The following is a 22,230-nucleotide window of genomic DNA, read 5'->3' on the forward strand; positions in this document are numbered from 1 at the left end:
GGTGCGGGGCTTTCCTGCGTTCTGAAGATGTCCCGAACCTTGGGCCTCTCGTGAGCGATGCATCACCAGAGGCCCAAGTCGGAGAGCCTCAGAGGCGGCCTGCGGCCTTGAGGGCCAGATAGGCGTCGGCGAGTGCGGGGGCAATGGTGTCCGGGTTGGCGTCCACGACGACGACGCCATGGCGCTGGAGTTTCTCCGCCGTGCTGCGGCGTTCTGCCTGGGCCTGAGTGCCCGCGGCGGCGTCGTACACCGCATCCGCCGTTCCCCGGGCCTTCGTCATTTCCTCGATCCGCGGATCGGATACAGCGGCCAGCAGAACCGTGTGGCGCTGGGTGAGCTGAGGGAGCAGCGGAAGGAGGCCCTCCTCGATGGGGGCGGCCTCCAGAGATGTCAGCAGAACGATCAGCGAGCCGCGGGGGGCAGCGGAGAGCGCTGTGGTGCTGAGACCCCTGGCGTCCGTCTCGACGAGCTCGGGCTCCAGTGAGGCGAGGGTATCGACGACGGCTGCCAGGACGTCGCCTGCGGCCGTCCGGCCCTGTACCCGGGCTTGGACGCGGCGGTCGTAGGCGAGGAGGTCCACGCGGTCGCCGGCACGCGTCGCGAGCGCGGTGAGGAGCAGCGTGGCGTCCATCGCCGCATCGAGGCGTGGGACGTCGCCCACCCTGCCCGCGGAGGTGCGTCCGGTGTCCAGAACGATCAGGATGTGGCGGTCGCGCTCGGGGCGCCATGTCCGGACCGCGACGGCCGACTGGCGTGCCGTTGCCCGCCAGTCGATGGAACGGGTGTCGTCTCCCGGCACGTACGCCCGCAGGCTGTCGAACTCCGTACCCTCACCCCGCATCAGGACGCTGGTACGGCCGTCGAGTTCGCGGAGCCGGGCGAGTCTGGACGGCAGGTGCTTCCGGCTGGTGAACGGGGGCAGCACCCGCACGGTCCATGGGACGCGGTGGTTGCCCTGGCGCGCGGCGAGGCCGAGCGGGCCGTACGAACGGACCGTGACGCGCTCGGCCTGGCGGTCGCCGCGGCGGGTGGGGCGCAGAACGGTGGTCAGGCGCCGCTGTTCACCGGGCGGGACCGTCAACGTGTGGCGGGATGCGGACTGTTCGGTGCCGGCGGGCCAGCTGCTCGGCGGCCAGGCATCGCGGATCTGGGCCCGGAGCCGCCGTCGCGACCTGTTGGTCACCGTGAGTTGCACATCGGCCGCGTCACCAAGTCGAACGGATGTGTCACCGGATCGAGTGAATCGGAGCGTTCGCACTGGTGCTGCCAGGGCGTAGTCGCACAGAATCGCTAGTGAGAGCGGTGCGTTGACCGCGAGCATCCCGGCCCAGCTCGGAGCGAGGATGCCTACGGGAAGTGATCCCAGCGCGGCCAGCAGTGCGGTACGTCCGGTGAGGGCCATGGTCACCGCCTCATCGGGGTACGGGGACGTGGGCGAGCACCGAGGTGATGACGGAGTCGGGGGTGACTCCCTCCATTTCTGCCTCGGGCCGCAGGTGGATGCGATGGCGGAGCGTGGGGAGCGCCAAGGCCTTCACATCGTCCGGGGTGACGTAGTCCCGGCCGGTGAGCCAGGCCCAGGCGCGTGCGGTCGAAAGCAGTGCGGTGGCGCCTCGGGGGGAGACGCCTAGAGCGAGTGAGGGGGATTCGCGCGTGGCACGACAGATATCCACTACGTAGCCGGCGATCTCGGGGGAGACCGTGGTCTTCGCGACGGCCGAGCGGGCCGCTTCCAGATCGGCGGGGCTTGCGACGGGCCTTATGCCTGCTGCTTTGAGGTCGCGGGGGTTGAAGCCGTCGGCGTGACGGGTGAGGACGTTGATCTCGTCCTGCCGGGAGGGCAGAGGCACAGTCAGCTTGAGCAGGAAGCGGTCCAGCTGGGCTTCCGGCAGCGGGTAGGTGCCCTCGTACTCGACGGGGTTCTGGGTGGCGGCGACGAGGAAGGGGTCCGGCAGCGGGCGAGGGGTGCCGTCGACGGTGACCTGACGCTCTTCCATCGCTTCCAGGAGGGATGCCTGCGTCTTGGGAGGGGTGCGGTTGATCTCGTCGGCGAGCAGCAGGTTGGTGAAGACCGGGCCCGGCTGGAAGGAGAACTCGGCGGTGCGGGCGTCGTAGACGAGTGAACCGGTCACGTCGCTCGGCATCAGATCGGGGGTGAACTGGACGCGCTTGGTGTCGAGTTCGAGGGAGGCGGCGAAGGCCCGGACCAGGAGGGTCTTGGCCACGCCGGGGACGCCCTCGAGGAGTACGTGTCCGCGGCAGAGCAGCGCGACGACGAGTCCGGTGACAGCCGGGTCCTGGCCGACCACTGCCTTGGCGATCTCGGAGCGGAGGGCTTCCAAGGACGCGCGGGCGCCGTCGGCGGGCTCCGGAGCCGCAGGGGCCGCGGGGACCGCTGTAAGTTCGGCCGGCTCGGGGGTCGGGGCGCTCATGAAGTGCGTACCTCTCTTTCGAGGGTGTCGAGGTGCTCGGCCAGCAGGACAAGGGCCGCGTCGTCGGCAGGGGCCGGGCCGAAGAGCAGGGTGCTCAGGTCGTCGCCTGCGGTGGGGGTGCGGGCGGACACAGCAGGGAGGAGAACGTCGGAGATGTGCGCCTCGCGGGCGGTTACGCCGGCGAGGCGGGCGATGCGGGTCCGGGTGGCGGCCCGGAGTGACTCGGCTGCCCGGTCCCGGGCGTTGTTCTTGCGGTAGAGGCCGGCGCGGCCTTCGGCTGACTCCGATGCGCGGATGGAGACCGGCAGCCGTTCCGTGACCAGGGGGCCGAGGCGACGGCCTCGCCAGATCGCGGCGAGGGCTGCGGCGAGGGTGAGCTGGAGCGTTCCCCAGAGCCAGCCGGAGGGGATCAGGTCGAGGAAGCTGGTCTCCTCGCCGTTGCCGCCGCCGTTGGTGTCGTTGTCGTCGGGGGAGCCGTCATCGCTGGTGGCGGAAGGATCGGCCAGAGAGGGGAGGTACCAGACGAGATGGGGTCGCGAACCGAGGAGTTGCAGGGCGAGAGAGGCGTTTCCCTGTTGGTCGAGACGTTCGTTGTGGAGGAAGTCGGGGGAGCCGAGAAGGACGGTGTCACCGTCTCCGCGGTCCTTGAGGACCAGCATGCTGGGGGTGCCGTCGCTGGAGTAGCAGGCGCTGGCGGTGGAGTCCGGCGTCGTGTAGCGGACACCGCCCATGTCCGCTGTTCCGGCGCTGCGGGCGGCGGGGAGTGTGCACGACGGGGCGAGGGGGCTCACCGGGCGGTGGGGCTCGGTGCGTACGCCGGGGGACAGGCGAGATGCGGCTGCCGGGCCCGGGGCGATCAGGACGGTGCGGCCGGTGGAGGCGGTGGTTGCCTCGTGGAGCCGGCGCTGTTGTGCGGGGGTGAGCAGATTGGGGCCGCTGACCAGGAGCGTGGTGTCGGGTCCCGCCGCGGTGGTGGCTTCGTCGAGGGTCGTCGCGACGGTGACGGATATCCCGCGCGCCTTGAGAAGCTCGGCTGCGGCGCGGCTGCCCTTCGGGTCGACGGAGCGGGGGTCGAGGTGCCCGTGGTTGGTGCCGGAGCGGACGGCGGCGAACGTGACGCCTGCGATCACGAGGACGAGCACGGCGATCAGCAGCCCTCGTGCCCGCTTCCAGACCTGGTGCGGGGTGGGCGCTGTCGAGGTGGGGGAAGGGGCGGTGGCCGTGGTCATCCGGCGACTCCTCGGGAGGCTCCGGGCAGCACGGGCTTGGCCTCGTCGAGTTCGGTGTCCAGGGCGCGCAGGGCCAGATATGTGGGTTGGTCCGCCCTGCGGCCGCCGTATGTGACGTCGTCGAAGTCCCGGGCGGCGGAGCGCAGCCGGGTGGCGTGGCCGGGCAAGGCGCGCCCTGCTTCCGTCGCGGCTTCGTCCGCCGTGCGGCCGGGGCGGGGGTCGAGCAGGGCGCGTTCCTCCAACGACCGGACGATGGCCCGCATGCGTTCCTGGGCGGCTTCGGTCCAGCGGAGAGCGGCGGCGTGCGCGTCGGCCGCGGCACGGTGCTGGGCGGCACTGCGGGGGCCATCGCTCTCGAAGAGGGCGTCCGAGGTCCGGGAGGAGCGTTGGGGGGTGCCGAGCCGCCACCAGAGGGCGACGGCGAGGCCGATGACGATGAGGGCCAGGACGGCGAGTCCGGCCGGGCCGCCGGGGGCGGCGCCCGCGGCGGCGTCGAAGACGCCGGCGACCCAGTCCCAGAAGTGGTTCAGGCCGCGCTGGAGAACGTTCGGATCGTTCTCGTGGTACATCGGCTTGGACAGCTCGCTCTCAGCCGCCTCCCGGGCGGGGACACGTGGAGTGTCCACGGGTATGTCGCCCGCGCCGGTGGCCTGCCGTGCTGCTGTGGTGCCCCCCGCCCCCGACACCGCATCAGCTCCTAGGGGGTTCGGCGTCGTCGCCGGAGAGGCCTGCGGCCCGGGCGAGGTCGAGGTCGAGCGCCTCACGGCGGATGCGCTGGTCCACGTAGAGCAGTGCCATCACGCCGGCGACGAAGGGGTAGAGCAGCGTGGAGACGATCACTTCGCCGATGCCCGTGATGATCAGGAAGGGCCAGCCGAGGGAGGGGCCGCCGCTTTCGAAGAACTCGCTGATGTCGGTTCCGTCGGCGATGACCGCGATGACGCCGAAGGGGATGGAGACGAGGAAGCTCACCAGGAAGACGAGCAGGTAGGTCAGCGCGAGGATGCCGAAGGTGCGCCACCAGGCACCGCGGACCAGCTTGGCCGACCTGCGCAGCGCGGCGAGGATGCTCTGTCGTTCGAGCATCAGGGCGGGGGCGGCGAGGGCGAAACTGACCTGGAGCCAGAGGATCACGACGCAGGCGGCGGTGAAGCCGAGGAGCGCCAGCGCCGCGCCGGCTTCGGCGCCCACCAGCAGCCCGGGACCGACACCGACGGTCATGACCGTGGCGGTGATCAGGGCCACCAGCAGGGTCAGCCCGATCAGGGGGAGGATCCGCGGACGGGCTTCGGCCCAGGCGCCGGAGAGCGTGACGGGGCGGCCCAGCACCGAGCGGCTGATCACCACGGTGACGATGGACGCGGTGAAGAGCGTGGCGATCATCGTGAGGAGCGAGGCCGGGGCGAGGGAGAGCAGCGTCGTCCGGGCGGATTCGGAGGCCTGGCGAAGGGCTTCGGCGCCGTTGGCGTTCGGGTCGACGGTGGTCGGCTTGGGCAGGAGGTAGCGCTGCATGAGGGTGACGGCGACCTGGACGACCACGGAGACCGCGAGGCTGAAGCCGAGTGCGGTGCGCCAGTGGGCGCGCAAGGCCGAGACCGAGCCGTCGAGGATTTCGCCGAGGCCCAGGGGGCGCAGCGGGATGACGCCGGGCTTCACCGCCGGTGGCTTCGTGCCCCAGACCGGTGGCTGCGGACCGCCCCAGCCGGGGGCGGGCGGGCGGGTGCCGGGGCCGCTGCCGGGGTTGCTCGGCGGGGACCACTGCCCGGGAGGCGGCTGCTCGGGGGACCACTGTCCCGTCGATGCGCCTCCGTCCTGGGGTGCGGAGGGGCGGGGAATGGCCGCCTCCTGGCCGTCCGAGGGGGCAGATCCGGGCGTCGCCCAGCCCGGAGAGTCGTTCATTCTCGCTCCTTCACCGTCCTGTCCGCTCATCGGGGCGGCAGGTTGGCAGCCATCGTGCCACGGGCCGGTGCGGTGCGGGCGGGGAGCCTTCTCTCCTTCGTGCCTTCATTTGTGGGCGGGTCACCGGGCAGACTGGGTGGATGGCTGATCAGGACGCGCAAACGCCGGTGGGCAGCGAGCCTTCCGCGCTTCTCGTACTCCGTTGGGACGACCTTCCGGAAGGTCCCGTACTGGTGCTCCTCGACCAGACGCGGCTGCCCGTGGAGGAGGTCGAGCTGGTGTGTACGGATGTGCCCGCGCTGGTGCGGGCTATCCGGACGCTGGCGGTACGGGGGGCACCGCTGCTCGGGATCGCCGGGGGGTACGGGGTGGCGCTCGCGGCGGCCCGGGGTTACGACGTGGCGGAGGCGGCCGGGCTGCTGGAGCGGGCGCGGCCCACCGCGGTGAATCTCGGTTACGGGGTGCGACGGGTGGCTAGGGCCTACTGGGCGGCCGCCGAGAAGGGGGCGGGGCTCACCGAGGCCGCGGCTGTGGCCTTGGCCGAAGCTCAGGCGCTGCACCGGGAGGACGCCCGGGCGAGCAGGCGGATGGCGGAGTACGGGACGGCGCTGCTGGAGGAGCTGCTGCCGGGGCGGGGCTATCAGCTGCTGACCCACTGCAACACCGGGGCGCTGGTCTCCGGGGGCGAGGGGACGGCGTTCGCGGTGGCTCTGAGGGTGCACCGGCAGGGGCGGCTTCGCCGGCTGTGGGTGGACGAGACCAGGCCGCTGCTCCAAGGGGCGAGGCTGACGGCGTACGAGGCGGCGCGCAACGGGATGGCGTACAGCCTGCTCACGGACAGTGCGGCGGGCTCCCTGTTCGCCGCGGGGGAGGTGGATGCCGTACTCATTGGGGCGGACCGCATTGCCGCAGACGGCTCGGTGGCCAACAAAGTGGGGAGCTATCCGTTGGCTGTGCTCGCGAAGTACCACCATGTGCCGTTCATCGTGGTGGCGCCGACGACGACCGTGGACATGGAGACGGCCGAAGGCACATCGATCATCGTCGAGCAGCGTTCCGGGCAAGAAGTGACGGAGGTCACATCGCCGGGAAGCGCATCGGGGGGCGCCGGGAGTGGGAAGGTCGTCGCACCCCTCGGGGCCCCGGTGTACAACCCGGCTTTCGACATCACGCCGTCGGAATTGATCACGGCGATCGTCACCGAGGAGGGCGTCATTTCCCCGGTCACGGGGGTCGGACTGGCAGAGCTGTGTGCCAGGTCATCGCAGGTAACGATTAGCTAATGGGATGATGTCGATTATGAAGGGACGCGTCCTTGTCGTCGACGACGACACCGCACTGGCCGAGATGCTCGGGATTGTGCTGCGTGGAGAAGGTTTCGAGCCGTCGTTCGTAGCGGACGGCGACAAGGCACTGGCCGCATTTCGTGAGGCCAAGCCGGACCTGGTGCTGCTCGACCTCATGCTGCCCGGAAGGGACGGCATCGAGGTGTGCAGGCTGATCAGGGCCGAGTCCGGCGTGCCGATCGTCATGCTCACCGCCAAGAGTGACACCGTCGATGTCGTGGTCGGCCTGGAATCAGGGGCCGACGACTACATCGTCAAGCCGTTCAAACCTAAGGAGTTGGTCGCCCGGATCAGGGCCCGCCTGCGGCGGTCCGAAGAGCCCGCGCCGGAGCAGTTGACCATCGGTGACCTGGTCATCGACGTGGCCGGTCACTCCGTGAAGCGGGAGGGGCAGTCCATCGCCCTGACGCCGCTGGAGTTCGACCTGCTGGTCGCCCTGGCCCGCAAGCCGTGGCAGGTCTTCACCCGTGAGGTCCTGCTGGAGCAGGTCTGGGGCTACCGGCACGCGGCCGACACCCGGCTGGTGAACGTGCACGTCCAGCGGCTGCGCTCCAAGGTGGAGAAGGACCCGGAGCGGCCGGAGATCGTCGTGACCGTCCGAGGGGTCGGTTACAAGGCCGGACCGAGCTGACATGGCCGAGGGCGGCGCTGCTCCGTACCCCGGGGAGCCGGGAGTCCGTGCGGAGCGGGCTGCCGGTCCGGGACGGAAGGCTTCTCGTATGAGCCGTTTCCTGCAGGGCGGCCGGTTGTTCCAGGACCGGACGCCCGGCGGGCCCGTACCGCGTCTGCTGATGCGGTGGGTCCGCGGTCCGTTGCTGCCCGCCGTGCGGTTGTGGCGGCGCAATCTGCAGCTCCGCGTCGTCGCGGGCACCCTGCTCATGTCGATGGGTGTGGTGCTGCTGCTCGGCTTCGTCGTGATCGGGCAGGTCCGCAACGGTCTGCTCGAAGCGAAGGGCAAGGCCGCCCAGACCCAGGCCGCCGGTGGCTTCGCCGCGGCCCAGGAGAAGGCGAACGCTTCCCTGGCGCCGGGCGGGCAGGGCACCGAGGGGCCTGACGGCATGACCGCCAACACCTCGTGGCGCACCGAGCTCGTCGACCAGCTGGCCAGTGGCGGCAAGAACGCCTTCAACGTGGTCGCGCTCAGCGCGGACTCGGTGAGTGCGGGCGCGGGCAGCCGTGCCCCGCGTGGTTCGGGCAGCGTCGAGGCCGCCAGCGTGCCCGAGCGCCTGCGCAAGGACGTGGGCAAGGGGCAGGGCGCCTTCCAGACGTACTCCTTGATCCGGTATTCCAACGGCAACGAGTCCCAGCCCGGCCTCGTCGTGGGCAAGCGGCTCTACGACATCGACCAGCAGGCCTACGAGCTCTACTACCTCTTCCCGCTCACGCAGGAGGAGAAGTCCCTGGCGCTGGTCAAGACGACCCTGGCGACCGCCGGGCTGTTCGTCGTCGTGCTGCTCGGAGCCATCGCCTGGTTCGTGGTGCGGCAGGTCGTCACGCCGGTGCGGATGGCGGCTGGTATCGCCGAGCGGCTCTCCGCCGGGAAGCTCCAGGAACGGATGAAGGTCACCGGCGAGGACGACATCGCCCGGCTCGGTGAGGCCTTCAACAAGATGGCGCAGAACCTTCAGCTGAAGATCCAGCAGTTGGAGGAGCTCTCCCGGATGCAGCGCCGTTTCGTCTCCGATGTCTCGCACGAACTGCGGACCCCGCTCACGACCGTACGGATGGCCGCCGACGTCATCCATGAGGCGCGTGCTGACTTCGATCCGGTCACCGCGCGCTCCGCCGAGCTGCTCGGCGACCAGCTCGACCGCTTCGAGTCGCTGCTCTCGGACCTGCTGGAGATCAGCCGGTTCGACGCGGGCGCAGCCGCGCTGGAGGCCGAGCCGATAGACCTGCGGGCCGTGGTGCACCGGGTGATCGGAGGTGCCGAACCGCTCGCCGAGCGCAAGGGCAGCCGGATCCTGGTCGTCGGCGATGACCAGCCCGTGATCGCCGAGGCCGATGCCCGGCGCGTCGAGCGGGTGCTGCGCAACCTCGTGGTCAACGCCGTCGAGCACGGCGAGGGCCGGGACGTCGTCGTGCGGATGGGCGTGGCCCAGGGCGCGGTCGCCGTGGCCGTACGGGACTACGGGGTCGGGCTCAAGCCCGGCGAGGCGACCCGCGTCTTCAACCGGTTCTGGCGCGCCGACCCGGCGCGGGCCCGGACGACCGGCGGGACCGGTCTGGGGCTCTCCATCGCCGTCGAGGACGCCCGGCTGCACGGCGGCTGGCTCCAGGCGTGGGGCGAGCCGGGAGGCGGATCCCAGTTCCGGCTGACCCTGCCGCGTACGGCGGACGAGCCGCTGCGCGGTTCGCCGATACCGCTGGAGCCCGAGGATTCCCGGCGCAACCGGGAGAGCCGGGAGCGCGACGAGGCGCTTGCGGGGGACAACCGGCTGGTGTCCGTGCCGAACCAGCCCGGCTCGGCGGCCCGCCCGCCGCTGCCCGTGCCGGCCCGCGGCTCCACGGTTCCGCACCCGGCCCCCGCCTCGGTGCACCCGGCGTCGCTGCCCGGCAACGGGGCCCGTGTGGTGGCGCGCCCGGCACCGGAGCGTTTCGGTGGTGCGGGTTCCGCAGCGCAGAATTGCGACCAGGAGGACACCACTCGTGGGTACTGACCGCCGTCGTGGTGGCCCCGGACGCGGCGTGCGGATGTCCGCGCTCCTCGGCTCCGTCATCGTGCTCGCAGGCTGCGGGTCGATGCCGGTGACCGGGGACGTCAAGGCGGTCGATGCCTCGCAGCCGGGGGACTCCCAGGTGCAGGTGTACGCGGTGGAGCCGCGTGAGGGCGCGGCGCCCAGCGAGATCGTCGACGGCTTTCTGGAGTCGATGACCAGCGACGACCCCGGTTTCCGGACCACGCGCAAGTACCTGAGCAAGGACGCGGCCGAGACCTGGCAGCCGGGCGAGGGCACCACGGTCCTCACCCAGGCACCCAACCGCAGCGGCCCGTCGCTCCAGGACGAGGAGCGACGGGACTCCGAGACCTCCTACACGCTGACCGGCGAGCAGGTGGCGGCGGTCGACGCACAGAGCTCGTACCAGCCGCTCGCCCCCACCGACTACTCCCAGGTGCTGCACCTGGTGCGGGAGAAGGTGGCGGACGGGAAGGCCGAGTGGCGCATCGACACCGTGCCGGACGGGCTGGTCCTCGGGCAGTCCGACTTCAAGCGGCTCTACCGCTCCGTGAACAAGTACTACTTCGCCAGCGGGCGGACGGACGGACAGCCGACGCTCGTCGCCGACCCCGTCTACGTACGCACCGGCACCGATCCGGTCACTCGGATGAGCACGGCGACGCAGACGGTCAGGACGCTGCTGGAGGGGCCGACGAACTGGCTGCGGCCCGTGGTCGACTCCCGGTTCCCCACCGGGACCGCCCTGCGCAAGGACGTCGTCGCGCTGGCACCCGACGACCAGAACGTGCTGAAGGTGCCGCTCAACGGCAAGGCCGACAAGGCGGGCCGGGCAGCCTGCCGGATGATGGCCGCCCAGGTGCTCTTCACCCTGAGGGACCTGACCTCCGCGCGGGTCGAACAGGTGGAGCTGGAGGGCGGGCGGGGCCGGCTCTGTGCGCTGGACGCGGACGAGGCGGCGAAGTTCTCCTCCGACAGCGGCTCCGACGGGCCCGACAGCCAGTACTTCATCGATGCCAAGGGAAGGGTCCAGCGGATCCCCAGCGCCTCCGAGGGCAACGGCACCCCCGAGGCGGTGCACGGTCCCCTGGGCGTCGGCACGGTCGCGATGGGTGCCGTCGGGGTGGCCCGGGACGAACAGCGGGCCGCCGCGGTCTCGGCCACCGGGCAGAACCTCTACGTCGCTTCCCTGGACGTGGAGGGTGAGCTGGCGCCTCCCGTGGTGACCAGCGCGGGGAAGAAGACCGCCGACCGGCTGTCGTCGCCGAGCTGGGACGGGCGGGGTGACCTGTGGGTCGCCGACCGCGACAGGGAGCGTCCGAGGCTGCTGCGGCTGGTCGAGGGTGAGGGCGATCCGCAGGAGGTCCGGGTCCCGGGCCTGGACGGCGGGCGGATCGAGGAGCTGCGGCTGTCGGCGGACGGGGTGCGGATCGCCCTGCTGGTGACGGAGGACGGGCATACGACGCTCAAGATCGGCAGGGTCGAGCGGCGCGGGACCGACGAGGCGCCCGAGATCTCGGTCGAGGACCTGCGCCAGGCCGCGCCGCAGCTCACGGACGTGACGGCCATCTCCTGGTCGGGCCGCAGCCGTCTCGTGGTGGTCGGCAAGGAGGCGGGCGGTGTCCAGCAGGTGCGGTACGTGCAGGCGGACGGTTCCACGCCGTCCTCCGGGGCCTCAGGAGTGCTGCCCGGTGTGAACCAGGTCCAGGCGGTCGCCGCGGCGGACGACGAGCTGCTTCCGCTGATGGCGGAGACCGAGGGCGACGGCATAGTGAAGCTCTCGCCGGGGGACAACTGGCAGACGGTGTTGGAGGAAGGCACCTCGCTGGTCTACCCGGGCTGACCCGACGTCTTCCGACGTCTCCGGATGAGTCTCTGCGCACCCGGAGCGGGTTCCGGCAGGTTTTCCACAGGGGTGGTCCGTTGCCCGGAGGTCGGACACGGTGGATCCATGTGGGATTTGTGGCGGGAGTTCTCCGGACTGGTCCTGCCGGTGGCCTGCGCGGGCTGCGGCAGGCCGCGTACGGAGCTGTGCTCGGTGTGCGGGGCCGCTCTGAACGGGGTGCCGGCCCGCAGGGTGCGACCCTCACCCCGGCCCGCGGGGCTTCCGGCGGTGCACGCGGCGGCGCCCTACGAGAACGCCGTACGTGCGGTGCTGCTGGCCCACAAGGAGCGCGGGGCACTCGGGCTCGCCGGGCCCCTGGGACGGGCCCTGGCAGCGTCCGTGCGGGCCGGGACGGGGCAGGCGGGGGCCGTAGGGCCCCTGCTGCTGGTGCCCGTGCCTTCCGCGCGCTCCGCGACCGCGGCGCGCGGGCATGATCCGGTGCTCCGGATCGCCCGGGCGGCCGCCGGCGAGCTGCGGCGGACGGCCCGGCCGGCCCGGGTGCTCCCGGTGCTGCGCCAGCGCCGCGCGGTCGCCGACCAGTCAGGTCTCGGGGCACACCGGCGGCGGGCGAATCTCGCCGGGGCGCTGGGAGTGGCCGGAGGGGGAGAGCGGCTGCTCGCCCTCGGGAATGTGGTCCTGGTGGACGACCTGTTGACCACGGGATCGACGCTGGCCGAGGCGGCGCGGGCGGTCACCGAGGCGCTTGGGAGAGACGGGAGACGCTTCGGTCACGGGGTGTGCGCGGCGGCGGTCGTCTCTGCTTCTCCGTCTGCATTCGAAATAAACCGGAACTGACCAAGAACTTGCATCGTTGCAGGTAATGGCAGGGCAAAACCCCCTGAGCGGAGGTAAGTACCGGTAGCGGGTGCCGATACCCCGGTACGCAGGCTATGTTCAGTTGTGAGGAACGGTGAAGGCCGAACCTCGATGAATGCACCGTGAGGTTTCGGGCAGGTAACTCACCGATGGACCGGAAGCGATCGAGCCGGTGGGGTAGCGACCTCTCCGACGGGGGAGGAGGAGGCGGAAGTCACCGAGTCCGAGGCCCCTGGGGACACCGGGGGCTGGTGCAAAAGGGAGATGCCCCGCCGCCGAAGCGGGGCGATCCGGGAACGGAGTTCTGCGTGGACATCGTCGTCAAGGGCCGCAAGACCGAGGTGCCCGAGCGGTTCCGCAAGCACGTGGCCGAAAAGCTGAAGCTGGACAAGATCCAGAAGTTCGACGGCAAGGTGATCAGCCTCGACGTCGAGGTGTCCAAGGAGCCGAATCCCCGTCAGGCCGACCGTTCCGACCGGGTGGAGATCACGCTCCGTTCGCGCGGCCCGGTCATCCGGGCGGAAGCGGCGGCGGGCGACCCCTACGCAGCGCTCGACCTGGCCACCGGAAAGCTGGAGGCCCGGCTGCGCAAGCAGCACGACAAGCGCTACAGCCGCAGGGGCAACGGCCGTCTGTCGGCCGCCGAGGTCGGGGACGTGGTGCCGGGTGTCGCCTCGTTCGACGAGGACGGCGAACTGGTCGGCGAGCAGCCGTCGGAACCCGTACCGACCAAGAAGGTCGGATCGATCGAGGTGCAGGGCGAAGGGCCTCTCGTGATGCGCGAGAAGACCCACACCGCCGCACCCATGGCGCTCGACCAGGCGCTCTACGAGATGGAACTGGTCGGGCACGACTTCTACTTGTTCGTCGACTCCGAGACGAAGGAGCCCAGTGTCGTCTACCGGCGACACGCCTACGACTACGGCGTCATCCACCTGAGGACCGACCCGCTCGCCGCTGATGAAGCAGGCGGCGCGGGTGGTGCGCTCGGCGGCTGACGCCACACCGTCACAGGTGCCCCTGGAGCGCTTTCACGCCACCAGGGGCACCTGCGCGCGATCACAGGATCACCGCTCGGGCGTCCCGGCATGGAATCATGGCGTTCCGAGCCAATCGGGGTTCGGTGAAACGCCGTTGGCGGACGCCTGATGACTATCAGGCCGTGGCCTTCAGGGGGAGGAACGATGGTGGACACCTTCGGGCCCGTGCGCGGTGCGATGGGTTCCGACGACGCCGGTGTTCGCACCGACGACGAATCGGACGGCACCTCGCGCAGGGAGCCCATCCGGGTCCTCGTGGTCGACGACCACGCGCTCTTCCGCCGGGGTCTGGAGATCGTCCTCGCCCAGGAGGAGGACATCCAGGTCGTCGGTGAGGCCGGTGACGGTTCTGAGGCGGTCGACAAGGCCGCCGACCTGCTGCCCGACATCATTCTGATGGATGTGCGGATGCCTAAACGCGGAGGCATCGAAGCCTGCACCTCCATCAAGGAGGTGGCGCCCAGCGCGAAGATCATCATGCTGACGATCAGCGACGAGGAGGCCGACCTCTACGACGCGATCAAGGCGGGCGCCACCGGATACCTCCTCAAGGAGATCTCCACCGACGAGGTGGCGACGGCCATTCGTGCCGTCGCGGACGGGCAGTCCCAGATCAGCCCCTCCATGGCCTCCAAGCTGCTCACCGAGTTCAAATCGATGATCCAGCGCACCGACGAGCGCCGGCTCGTCCCCGCCCCCCGGCTCACCGAACGGGAACTGGAAGTCCTCAAACTCGTGGCGACCGGTATGAACAACCGGGATATCGCCAAGGAGTTGTTCATTTCCGAGAACACGGTGAAGAACCACGTCCGCAATATCCTGGAGAAGCTCCAGCTGCACTCCCGCATGGAAGCCGTGGTCTATGCCATGCGGGAGAAGATCCTGGAGATCAGGTAGGCGCCGTTGGGCCCGCTCGGCCCCTCAGCGGCCGGCCCGCTGCAACGCCCGGCCGATCTCGTCCCTGAGCGGGTCGCGCAGCTCCGGGGCGTCGATCCGCTCCAGCCGGATGTCCGTACAGCCCACCCAGGCCGCCGCCTCCACCAGGGCCTCGGCCATCGGGACCACCGCCTTCGGACCGGCCAGAGAAGCCTGCCGGGCGATCAGCGTGGTGCCCTCGCGCGCCGGGTCGACGCGGCCCTGGAGCTTCCCGCCCGCCAGCAGCGGCATCGCGAAGTAGCCGTGGATCCGCTTCGGCTTGGGGACGTACGCCTCGAGCCGGTGCGTGAAGCCGAAGATCCGCTCGGTGCGCGCCCGCTCCCAGACCAGCGAGTCGAACGGCGACAGCAGTGTCGTACGGTGGCGGCCGCGCGGCTCCGTGGCCAGCGCCTCGGGGTCCGCCCAGGCCGGCTTGGCCCAGCCCTCCACCGCCACCGGAACCAGGCCCGAGTCCGCCACCACGGCGTCGAACTCCTCGCCCCGCAGCCGATGGTAGTCCGCGATGTCACTGCGGGTGCCGACCCCCAGGGACTTGCCCGCCAGCGCGACCAGCCGCCGCCGGCACTCGGTGTCGCTCAGGTCGTCGTGGAGCACGGCGTCCGGGATGGCGCGCTCGGCGAGGTCGTAGACCCGCTTCCAGCCGCGCCGCTCGGTGCAGACCACCTCGCCGTACATCAGGGCCCGTTCGACGGCGACCTTGGAGGCCGACCAGTCCCACCACTCCCCGCCGTTCTTCGCGCCGCCGAGTTCGGTGGCCGTCAACGGGCCCTCGGCGCTCAGCTGCTTGATCACCGTGTCGTACACGCCGTCGGGCAGATCGTGGTGCCACTGCGGACGGGCGCGGTAGGCGCGGCGGCGGAACGCGAAGTGGGGCCACTCCTCGACGGGCAGGATGCACGCGGCGTGCGACCAGTACTCGAAGGAGCGGCCGCCTGACCAGTACGCCTCCTCCACCGCGCGCCGGCCGACCGCGCCGAGGCGCGCGTAGGGGATCAGCTCGTGCGAGCGGGCCAGCACCGAGATGGTGTCCAGCTGGACGGCCCCGAGGTGTCGAAGCACCCCCGGCACCCCCGCCCTGCGGTCCGGCGCCCCCAGGAAGCCCTGGGCGCGCAGCGCTATGCGGCGGGCCTGGTCGGCGGAGAGTTCGACTGCGGGAGGAGGCACAGGCGTCATATGTCGAACCCTAGACCGCACCACTGACAGCGAGAACGGGAATCCGGCCACGGCTGCACGGCTGCACGGCTGCACCGCCTCGCCGCCTCGCCGCCTCACCGTCCGGAGTCCGGGGCTCCCCCGGGCCGTTCGGCCTGTCGCTCGGGGAGATACGGGTGGCCGCCGGGAAGCCCCAGGTCGGACGGGAGCAGTGCCGCCGTCCAGGCGTCGCGCCGCACCCCCTTGTTGAGCAGCCCGGACCGCTGGTCGCCCTCCAGCCGGAACCCCGCCCGCAGGGCGACGGCGCGGGAGGCCACGTTGCCGATCTCGGCCCGCCACTCCAGCCGGTCCGCCCGGAGCGCGGTGAAGGCCCAGCGGGCGGAGCCCAGCACCGCCTCGGTTACGTATCCGCGACCGCGGTGCTCCTTGGTGGACCAGTAGCCCACCTCGTACGTCCCCGGCCGGCTGCGGCGGTCGATGCCGAGCGCCCCGACGAGCGTCCCGGTCTCCGGCAGCACCAGGGCGAAGCTGTACGCGGAGTCGTCCCGCCACCCCGCCGGGGCGAGCTTCGCGGTGAAGAGCTCGGCGTCGGTGAGCCGGTACGGGGAGGGGATCACCGTCCAGCGCTGGATGTCCGGGTCCTGACAGGCCGCGTGCACCCGGTAGGTGTCCCGCGGACCGAACGGCCGCAGAAGAAGTCGTCGCGTGGTGAGAGTGATCGGCTCCATAAGGTGATTCTGGTGAGCGGGCAGCCGCGATGCGAGCACTTTTGGGGCTTCCCGGCACCTTCCACGCCTCTGGGCCGTTGTCCTTGGAGGGTGCGGCGAGGTCCACGCGGCGGCAGCCCTCCCGGCGCGGTGGTGTCCTCGCTTACGATGGCCGTTGCGGTGGGGCCCACCTGCCGTGCCCGCGCCAGAGTCCATTACACGACCCAGTGCCAGGCCCGACCGGCAAGGAGACCAGCCTCAGTGTCCGTCTTCAACAAGCTCATGCGTGCAGGCGAAGGCAAGATCCTGCGCAAACTGCACCGCATCGCGGACCAGGTCAGCTCCATCGAAGAGGACTTCGTCAACCTCTCCGACGCCGAGCTGCGGGCGCTCACCGACGAGTACAAGGAACGGTACGCGGACGGCGAGAGCCTGGACGACCTGCTTCCCGAAGCGTTCGCCACGGTCCGTGAGGCCGCGAAGCGCGTCCTCGGACAGCGCCACTACGACGTACAGATGATGGGCGGAGCCGCCCTGCACCTCGGCTATGTGGCCGAGATGAAGACGGGTGAGGGCAAGACCCTCGTCGGCACCCTGCCCGCGTATCTCAACGCACTCTCCGGCAAGGGCGTGCACCTGATCACGGTCAACGACTACCTCGCCGAGCGTGACTCCGAGCTGACGGGACGCGTCCACAAGTTCCTGGGTCTGACCGTCGGCTGCATCGTCTCCAACATGACGCCGGCGCAGCGCCGTGAGCAGTACGCCCGCGACATCACGTACGGCACGAACAACGAGTTCGGTTTCGACTATCTCCGCGACAACATGGCGTGGTCCAAGGACGAGCTCGTCCAACGCGGCCACAACTTCGCCGTGGTCGACGAGGTCGACTCGATCCTGGTCGACGAGGCCCGTACGCCGCTGATCATCTCCGGCCCGGCCGACCAGGCCACCAAGTGGTACGGCGACTTCGCCAAGCTGGTCACGCGTCTCACCAAGGGTGAGGCGGGCAACCAGCTCAAGGGCATCGAGGAGACCGGCGACTACGAGGTCGACGAGAAGAAGCGGACCGTGGCCATCCACGAGACCGGTGTCGCCAAGGTCGAGGACTGGCTCGGCATCGACAACCTCTACGAGTCGGTCAACACCCCGCTCGTCGGCTACCTGAACAACGCCATCAAGGCGAAGGAACTGTTCAAGAAGGACAAGGACTACGTCGTCATCGACGGCGAAGTCATGATCGTCGACGAGCACACCGGCCGTATCCTCGCCGGCCGCCGCTACAACGAGGGCATGCACCAGGCGATCGAGGCGAAGGAAGGGGTGGACATCAAGGACGAGAACCAGACCCTCGCCACGATCACCCTGCAGAACTTCTTCCGCCTCTACGACAAGCTCTCCGGCATGACCGGTACGGCGATGACCGAGGCCGCCGAGTTCCAGCAGATCTACAAGCTCGGCGTGGTGCCGATCCCGACGAACCGGCCGATGGTCCGGGCCGACCAGTCGGACCTGATCTACCGCACCGAGGTCGCCAAGTTCGCCGCCGTCGTCGACGACATCGCCGAGAAGCACGAGAAGGGCCAGCCGATCCTGGTCGGCACCACCTCGGTCGAGAAGTCCGAGTACCTCTCGCAGCAGCTCTCCAAGCGCGGCGTCCAGCACGAGGTCCTCAACGCCAAGCAGCACGACCGGGAGGCGACGATCGTCGCCCAGGCCGGCCGCAAGGGCGCCGTCACGGTCGCCACGAACATGGCCGGCCGAGGCACCGACATCAAGCTCGGCGGCAACCCGGACGACCTCGCCGAGGCGGAGCTGCGCCAGCGCGGCCTCGACCCGGTGGAGAACGTCGAGGAGTGGGCGGCCGCGCTGCCCGCCGCGCTGGAGTCGGCCGAGCTGGCCGTGAAGGCGGAGTTCGAAGAGGTCAAGGAGCTCGGCGGGCTGTACGTGCTCGGCACGGAGCGGCACGAGTCGCGCCGTATCGACAACCAGCTGCGCGGCCGTTCCGGCCGTCAGGGCGACCCGGGCGAGTCCCGCTTCTACCTGTCGCTGGGCGACGACCTGATGCGCCTGTTCAAGGCCCAGATGGTCGAGCGCGTCATGTCGATGGCGAACGTCCCGGACGACGTGCCGATCGAGAACAAGATGGTCACCCGTGCCATCGCCTCCGCCCAGTCGCAGGTCGAGCAGCAGAACTTCGAGACGCGTAAGAACGTCCTGAAGTACGACGAGGTGCTCAACCGGCAGCGCGAGGTCATCTACGGCGAGCGCCGCCGCGTTCTGGAGGGCGAGGACCTCCAGGACCAGATCCGGCACTTCATGGACGACACGATCGACGACTACATCGGCCAGGAGACCTCCGAGGGCTTCGCCGAGGAGTGGGACCTGGACCGGCTGTGGGGCGCCTTCAAGCAGCTCTACCCGGTGAAGGTCACCGTCGAGGAGCTGGAGGAGGCGGCCGGGGACCTGGCGGGCGTCACCGCCGAGTTCATCGCCGAGTCGGTCAAGAACGACATCCACGAGCAGTACGAGGAGCGCGAGAAGACCCTCGGCTCCGACATCATGCGTGAGCTGGAGCGGCGCGTGGTCCTCTCCGTGCTGGACCGCAAGTGGCGCGAGCACCTCTACGAGATGGACTATCTCCAGGAGGGCATCGGCCTGCGGGCCATGGCGCAGAAGGACCCGCTGGTCGAGTACCAGCGCGAGGGCTTCGACATGTTCAACGCCATGATGGAGGGCATCAAGGAGGAGTCCGTCGGCTACCTGTTCAACCTGGAGGTCCAGGTCGAGCAGCAGGTCGAGGAGGTTCCCGTGCGGGACGCGGCCGAGCGCACCTCGCTCTCCAAGGAGGGTGCTCCCGCCGCGCGTCCGGAGATCCGGGCCAAGGGCCTGGAGGCCCCGCAGCGTCCGGACCGGCTGCACTTCTCCGCTCCCACGGTGGACGGCGAGGGCGGTGTCGTCGAGGGCGACTTCGCCACCGACGGTGCGCCGTCCGGTTCCTCGGACGGGATGACGCGTGCCGAGCGCCGCAAGGCGCAGAAGAGCGGTGGCGGCGGCGGTCGCCGTCGTAAGAAATAGCACCAGCGGCGCCGCATCGGCCGGGGCCGGACACCGCAGGGTGTCCGGCCCCGGCCGCGTTGTGAGCGTCACCGCGGGGCCGGGCGGGCGGGGACGAGGCGTTCGCCGCCCAGTTCCACGGCCGCGCAGCGCCAGCGCTGGTCGGGGCCCTGCTCCAGGCGGAAGGCCATGGCCTGCACCCGGTCGCCCGCCGCGATGCTGGCGAACGCCTCGACCACCCCGGTGGCGGGCTGGGCGCCGTGGCAGTGGCGCAGAACCGGGCGGTGGCCCCGGGCGGCCCCGAGCGGGGTGCTGGGGGCCAGTTCGGCGAGCTGGTCGTAGGCGTCGCCGATGGTGTGGCCGAGCATCCAGTGCACCGGGCGCTGGCCGCTGAGGACCGCGAGCAGCCGTTCGGCGAACCACTGGTGGGGCCGCGGCGGGCGGTGCGGCTGGAGCCGCCGGGACCGCTGGGGAGGTACGACCCTGGGCCGACGCTGGTCGCTACGGCCGGCGGGCCTCGTGCTGTTCGTGCTCATGTTCGTCGCCCCCGTGAACCGGGCCCGGGAAGTACCGGGCGGTAACTTGTGCTGGGGATCTTCTACGGGGACGGCCGACAACACCGCAAGGGGCTCCCGCGCCCGGTCAGGGGCTCGGCGGGATTCACCTATCCGGGGCGCGGGCCAGGTGTCGCAAGGGCCGGCGCGGGGGTGACGGAGCGTCGCGGGTGGACGTTGGCCCCCGGTTGCCGAAACCCGAAAGGGGACGGTCCCCACGTATCCTGAAGGCGTCTCCGACTACGAAAGCGGCCTGCCATGCGCGTGTACGTCCCCCTGACCCTCTCCGGTCTCGCAGCGGCACACGCGGTCGGCGAGGTCGGCCCGGGGCCGCTGACGGCCTACGCGGTCACTCCCGGGCTGCGCGAGTGGTACGTCTCCGACGACATCGAGGAGCTGGAGTACGCGGCGCTCACCCGGGCCGCCGCCGCCTCCCTCCGGCTGATCGCCGGGGACCCGGACGAGGCCCGGCGTCGGATCGTCGTCGCCGTCGACGTCCCCGACGGGGCCGCCACCGCCGACCCCGACCACGGGCTGAGCGCGGTCTCGCTCGGCGAGGTGCGCCTCGCCGCGGCCCTGCCGCTGGCCAAGGCCGCCGCGGTGCACGTGGACGCCGACGAGGCCGAGAAGGACGTGGCCGCGGCGGCGGCGGCCCTGGGGGCGGCGGACCTCGGCGACGACGACGCGCAGTTCACGGTGGACGGGGCGGAGGACCACGAGCTGCTCTGGTTCGGCGTCCAGGAGATTCCGCAGCTCGTCGGCTGAACCCTTCGCGCGGCCGGCTCTTCTGCGTTGTCAGACCCGGCGGGTACTTTTTCTCCATGACACCCGGGAAGACACGCACCCATCTGGTCTGGGACTGGAACGGCACGCTGCTCGACGACATCCACGCCGTCATCCACGCGACGAACGCCGCCTTCGCCGAGGTGGAGCTGGCGCCGCTCACGCTGGAGCAGTACCGGGAGATGTACTGCGTGCCCATACCCCGCTTCTACGAGCGGCTCCTGGGGCGGCTGCCCACGGAGGCCGAGTGGGAGCGGATGGACGACATCTTCCACCGGTACTACGCGGAGCGCCGGGTCGCCTGCGGGCTCACCGCCGGGGCGGAGGACCTGCTGGCGCAGTGGAAGTTGGCCGGGCACAGCCAGTCGCTGCTGAGCATGTACGGGCACGAGCACCTCGTGCCGGTCGTGCGCGGGTACGGGATCGAGTCCCACTTCGTCCGTGTGGACGGGCGCACGGGGCCGTCGGGCGGGAGCAAGGCGCTCCACATGGAGCGGCACTTCGAGGCGCTGGCAGGGGTGGGCGGGATATCCCCGGAGAACTCGGTGGTCATCGGGGACGCGGTGGACGACGCGGTGGCGGCGGCGCATGTGGGGGCGCGCTCTGTGCTGTACACCGGGGGGTCGCACAGCCGGAGCAGTCTGCTGGCGGCGGGGGTGCCGGTGGTGGACAGCCTGGGGGAGGCGGTGGCCTTGGCACAGACGTTCTCCGCCTGAAGGACGTCCTCAAGCGCCCGACGCGTTGGATGCGGCTGGACGGGCTGGATATCAGTCCGACACGCTGGACTGGCCGCGCAGCACCCTCAGGAACTCCCTCATCCACGCAGGGTGGTCCGGCCATGCACGCGACGAGATCAGCGGGCCGTCCACCACCGCCTCCGTGTCCTGGAACGTCGCGCCCGCGCTCTGCATGTCGGGCTCCAGGGCGGGATACGCGGTGACGCGGCGGCCGCTGAGATTGCCGGTTGCGGCGGTGATCAGGGGGCCGTGGCAGATCTGGGCGACCGGGCGGTCCGCGGAGAAGAAGGCGCCGATGATCTTCCGCAGTTCCGCGTTGTTCCTGAGGTACTCGGGGGCGCGGCCACCGGGGATCACCAGAGCGATGTACGCTCCCGGGTCCACCTCGGAGAAGGCCAGGTCGGCGGGGAAGGTGTAGCCGGGCTTCTCCGTGTACGTGTCGTAGCCGGGCTCGAAGTCGTGGACCACGAAGCGCAGCGTCTTGCGTTCGGGGGCCGCGATGTGGACCTCGTACCCCTCCTCCAGCAGCCGCTGATAGGGGTAGAGCACTTCGAGGGACTCGGCGGCGTCGCCGGTGACGATGAGGATCTTCTCGGGCATGACGCGCTCCTCGGGGCTCGGGCGGGGGGCCGACTCTCGTGCTCTAGGGACAGGTTCCCCCGGTTCCCGCGCGTTCGCCAAGGCGAAACGTCAGTTCGGCCGGGCAAGGCGCCGCACTGTCCGAAGTGTCAAAGTTCGATGTCTTCTTTTGTACACATGCGGCCCATGACGGGGTGGGGTGCAGGGGCGATAGCCTGGTGCCGTGATCAGCGCGATACGCCTCGGGGGCAGCGAAGCCCCCGGCCGCCGCCCGGAGTGCCACCGCACCCGGGCGATCCGCGATCTCCCGACCCCGGACCGGCCGTCACAAACGGCCCATGTGGTCCCGGGTGACTCTCGAAGCGGCATAGCGTCGACCCAGACCGGAAACCCCGTGTCG

Annotated in this window: 19 protein-coding genes; 10 read left to right on the plus strand and 9 right to left on the minus strand. The window is 70.6% G+C overall.

What is annotated here, in order from left to right; genetic code table 11:
• Window positions 1–88: 88 nt before the first annotated feature.
• The 5 genes from AMK21_RS00005 to AMK21_RS00025 are packed head-to-tail and all read right to left on the minus strand — an operon-like array spanning window position 89 to window position 5,560.
• Entirely contained in the window at window positions 89–1,402 is a 1,314-nt protein-coding gene (locus tag AMK21_RS00005; protein ID WP_073872687.1) for a DUF58 domain-containing protein, read from the minus strand.
• Between the two features lie 10 nt (window positions 1,403–1,412).
• The gene (locus AMK21_RS00010; protein WP_073872689.1) at window positions 1,413–2,432 is read right to left on the minus strand and encodes an AAA family ATPase; all 1,020 of its coding nucleotides are present in this window, start codon (window positions 2,430–2,432) and stop codon (window positions 1,413–1,415) included.
• On the minus strand, window positions 2,429–3,661 hold the full coding sequence (locus AMK21_RS00015) for a DUF4350 domain-containing protein (protein WP_073872695.1): 1,233 nt from the start codon (window positions 3,659–3,661) through the stop codon (window positions 2,429–2,431). Before AMK21_RS00015 ends, AMK21_RS00010 begins: the two co-directional genes overlap by 4 nt.
• Window positions 3,658–4,347 (minus strand): DUF4129 domain-containing protein, encoded by a 690-nt coding sequence (locus AMK21_RS00020; protein WP_073872699.1) that lies wholly within the window; start codon window positions 4,345–4,347, stop codon window positions 3,658–3,660. The genes AMK21_RS00015 and AMK21_RS00020 overlap by 4 nt, the downstream gene beginning before the upstream one ends.
• A gap of 4 nt (window positions 4,348–4,351) precedes the next feature.
• Window positions 4,352–5,560, minus strand: a complete 1,209-nt coding sequence (locus tag AMK21_RS00025) for a hypothetical protein (protein WP_073872702.1) — start codon at window positions 5,558–5,560, stop codon at window positions 4,352–4,354.
• 140 nt (window positions 5,561–5,700) lie between these two features.
• Between AMK21_RS00025 and mtnA the strand changes: the two genes are divergently transcribed.
• From mtnA to AMK21_RS00060, 7 genes are all read left to right on the plus strand, one after another.
• Window positions 5,701–6,843, plus strand: coding sequence for an S-methyl-5-thioribose-1-phosphate isomerase (gene mtnA / locus AMK21_RS00030; RefSeq protein WP_079181037.1), 1,143 nt, complete (start codon window positions 5,701–5,703; stop codon window positions 6,841–6,843).
• 4 nt (window positions 6,844–6,847) lie between these two features.
• Window positions 6,848–7,537, plus strand: coding sequence for a two-component system response regulator MtrA (gene mtrA, locus AMK21_RS00035; RefSeq protein ID WP_007448372.1), 690 nt, complete (start codon window positions 6,848–6,850; stop codon window positions 7,535–7,537).
• Between the two features lies 1 nt (window position 7,538).
• Window positions 7,539–9,566: an MtrAB system histidine kinase MtrB gene (mtrB, locus tag AMK21_RS00040; RefSeq protein WP_073872706.1), complete on the plus strand. Its 2,028-nt coding sequence runs from the start codon at window positions 7,539–7,541 to the stop codon at window positions 9,564–9,566.
• A 34-nt stretch (window positions 9,567–9,600) separates the two neighbouring features.
• Window positions 9,601–11,427, plus strand: a complete 1,827-nt coding sequence (locus tag AMK21_RS00045) for an LpqB family beta-propeller domain-containing protein (RefSeq protein WP_073872710.1) — start codon at window positions 9,601–9,603, stop codon at window positions 11,425–11,427.
• Window positions 11,428–11,535: 108 nt separating this feature from the next.
• Entirely contained in the window at window positions 11,536–12,264 is a 729-nt protein-coding gene (locus AMK21_RS00050) for a ComF family protein (RefSeq protein WP_073872713.1), read from the plus strand.
• A gap of 329 nt (window positions 12,265–12,593) precedes the next feature.
• Window positions 12,594–13,283: a ribosome hibernation-promoting factor, HPF/YfiA family gene (gene hpf, locus AMK21_RS00055; RefSeq protein ID WP_073872717.1), complete on the plus strand. Its 690-nt coding sequence runs from the start codon at window positions 12,594–12,596 to the stop codon at window positions 13,281–13,283.
• A 186-nt stretch (window positions 13,284–13,469) separates the two neighbouring features.
• The gene (locus AMK21_RS00060) at window positions 13,470–14,222 is read left to right on the plus strand and encodes a response regulator (protein ID WP_073872720.1); all 753 of its coding nucleotides are present in this window, start codon (window positions 13,470–13,472) and stop codon (window positions 14,220–14,222) included.
• Window positions 14,223–14,246: 24 nt separating this feature from the next.
• Here AMK21_RS00060 and AMK21_RS00065 read toward each other — a convergent pair whose 3' ends face one another.
• Complete coding sequence (locus tag AMK21_RS00065) at window positions 14,247–15,434, minus strand: winged helix-turn-helix domain-containing protein (RefSeq protein WP_073872723.1); 1,188 nt, start codon at window positions 15,432–15,434, stop codon at window positions 14,247–14,249.
• A gap of 95 nt (window positions 15,435–15,529) precedes the next feature.
• On the minus strand, window positions 15,530–16,141 hold the full coding sequence (locus AMK21_RS00070) for a GNAT family N-acetyltransferase (protein ID WP_073872726.1): 612 nt from the start codon (window positions 16,139–16,141) through the stop codon (window positions 15,530–15,532).
• A 240-nt stretch (window positions 16,142–16,381) separates the two neighbouring features.
• On the opposite strand from AMK21_RS00070, the gene secA reads away from it, so the two are divergent.
• Window positions 16,382–19,198 carry a preprotein translocase subunit SecA gene (gene secA / locus AMK21_RS00075; protein WP_073872729.1) on the plus strand — a complete coding sequence of 939 codons (2,817 nt, stop codon included), beginning with the start codon at window positions 16,382–16,384 and terminating at the stop codon, window positions 19,196–19,198.
• 68 nt (window positions 19,199–19,266) lie between these two features.
• On the opposite strand, the gene AMK21_RS00080 is transcribed toward secA, so the two are convergent.
• Entirely contained in the window at window positions 19,267–19,713 is a 447-nt protein-coding gene (locus tag AMK21_RS00080) for an Rv3235 family protein (protein WP_073872731.1), read from the minus strand.
• Between the two features lie 276 nt (window positions 19,714–19,989).
• Between AMK21_RS00080 and AMK21_RS00085 the strand changes: the two genes are divergently transcribed.
• Together AMK21_RS00085 and AMK21_RS00090 are read left to right on the plus strand one after the other, a co-directional pair.
• Window positions 19,990–20,496, plus strand: a complete 507-nt coding sequence (locus tag AMK21_RS00085; protein ID WP_073872733.1) for a DUF6912 family protein — start codon at window positions 19,990–19,992, stop codon at window positions 20,494–20,496.
• A 56-nt stretch (window positions 20,497–20,552) separates the two neighbouring features.
• Window positions 20,553–21,230, plus strand: a complete 678-nt coding sequence (locus AMK21_RS00090) for an HAD family hydrolase (protein ID WP_073872736.1) — start codon at window positions 20,553–20,555, stop codon at window positions 21,228–21,230.
• A gap of 51 nt (window positions 21,231–21,281) precedes the next feature.
• Here AMK21_RS00090 and AMK21_RS00095 read toward each other — a convergent pair whose 3' ends face one another.
• A complete protein-coding gene (locus AMK21_RS00095) occupies window positions 21,282–21,851 on the minus strand; it encodes a DJ-1/PfpI family protein (protein WP_073872739.1) in 570 nt (189 codons plus the stop codon).
• Between the last annotated feature and the right edge of the window lie 379 nt (window positions 21,852–22,230).

It is taken from the genome of Streptomyces sp. CB00316, assembly GCF_001905595.1.
Lineage (GTDB): Bacteria > Actinomycetota > Actinomycetes > Streptomycetales > Streptomycetaceae > Streptomyces.

Coding starts and splice junctions, on each gene's coding strand:
- AMK21_RS00005 (WP_073872687.1), bottom strand. CDS start 1,402: ATGGCCCTCACCGGACGTACCGCACTGCTGGCCGCGCTGGGATCACTT.
- AMK21_RS00010 (WP_073872689.1), bottom strand. CDS start 2,432: ATGAGCGCCCCGACCCCCGAGCCGGCCGAACTTACAGCGGTCCCCGCG.
- AMK21_RS00015 (WP_073872695.1), bottom strand. CDS start 3,661: ATGACCACGGCCACCGCCCCTTCCCCCACCTCGACAGCGCCCACCCCG.
- AMK21_RS00025 (WP_073872702.1), bottom strand. CDS start 5,560: ATGAACGACTCTCCGGGCTGGGCGACGCCCGGATCTGCCCCCTCGGAC.
- mtnA (WP_079181037.1), top strand. CDS start 5,701: ATGGCTGATCAGGACGCGCAAACGCCGGTGGGCAGCGAGCCTTCCGCG.
- mtrA (WP_007448372.1), top strand. CDS start 6,848: ATGATGTCGATTATGAAGGGACGCGTCCTTGTCGTCGACGACGACACC.
- mtrB (WP_073872706.1), top strand. CDS start 7,539: ATGGCCGAGGGCGGCGCTGCTCCGTACCCCGGGGAGCCGGGAGTCCGT.
- AMK21_RS00045 (WP_073872710.1), top strand. CDS start 9,601: ATGTCCGCGCTCCTCGGCTCCGTCATCGTGCTCGCAGGCTGCGGGTCG.
- AMK21_RS00050 (WP_073872713.1), top strand. CDS start 11,536: ATGTGGGATTTGTGGCGGGAGTTCTCCGGACTGGTCCTGCCGGTGGCC.
- AMK21_RS00060 (WP_073872720.1), top strand. CDS start 13,470: ATGGTGGACACCTTCGGGCCCGTGCGCGGTGCGATGGGTTCCGACGAC.
- AMK21_RS00065 (WP_073872723.1), bottom strand. CDS start 15,434: ATGACGCCTGTGCCTCCTCCCGCAGTCGAACTCTCCGCCGACCAGGCC.
- AMK21_RS00070 (WP_073872726.1), bottom strand. CDS start 16,141: ATGGAGCCGATCACTCTCACCACGCGACGACTTCTTCTGCGGCCGTTC.
- AMK21_RS00080 (WP_073872731.1), bottom strand. CDS start 19,713: ATGAGCACGAACAGCACGAGGCCCGCCGGCCGTAGCGACCAGCGTCGG.
- AMK21_RS00085 (WP_073872733.1), top strand. CDS start 19,990: ATGCGCGTGTACGTCCCCCTGACCCTCTCCGGTCTCGCAGCGGCACAC.
- AMK21_RS00090 (WP_073872736.1), top strand. CDS start 20,553: ATGACACCCGGGAAGACACGCACCCATCTGGTCTGGGACTGGAACGGC.
- AMK21_RS00095 (WP_073872739.1), bottom strand. CDS start 21,851: ATGCCCGAGAAGATCCTCATCGTCACCGGCGACGCCGCCGAGTCCCTC.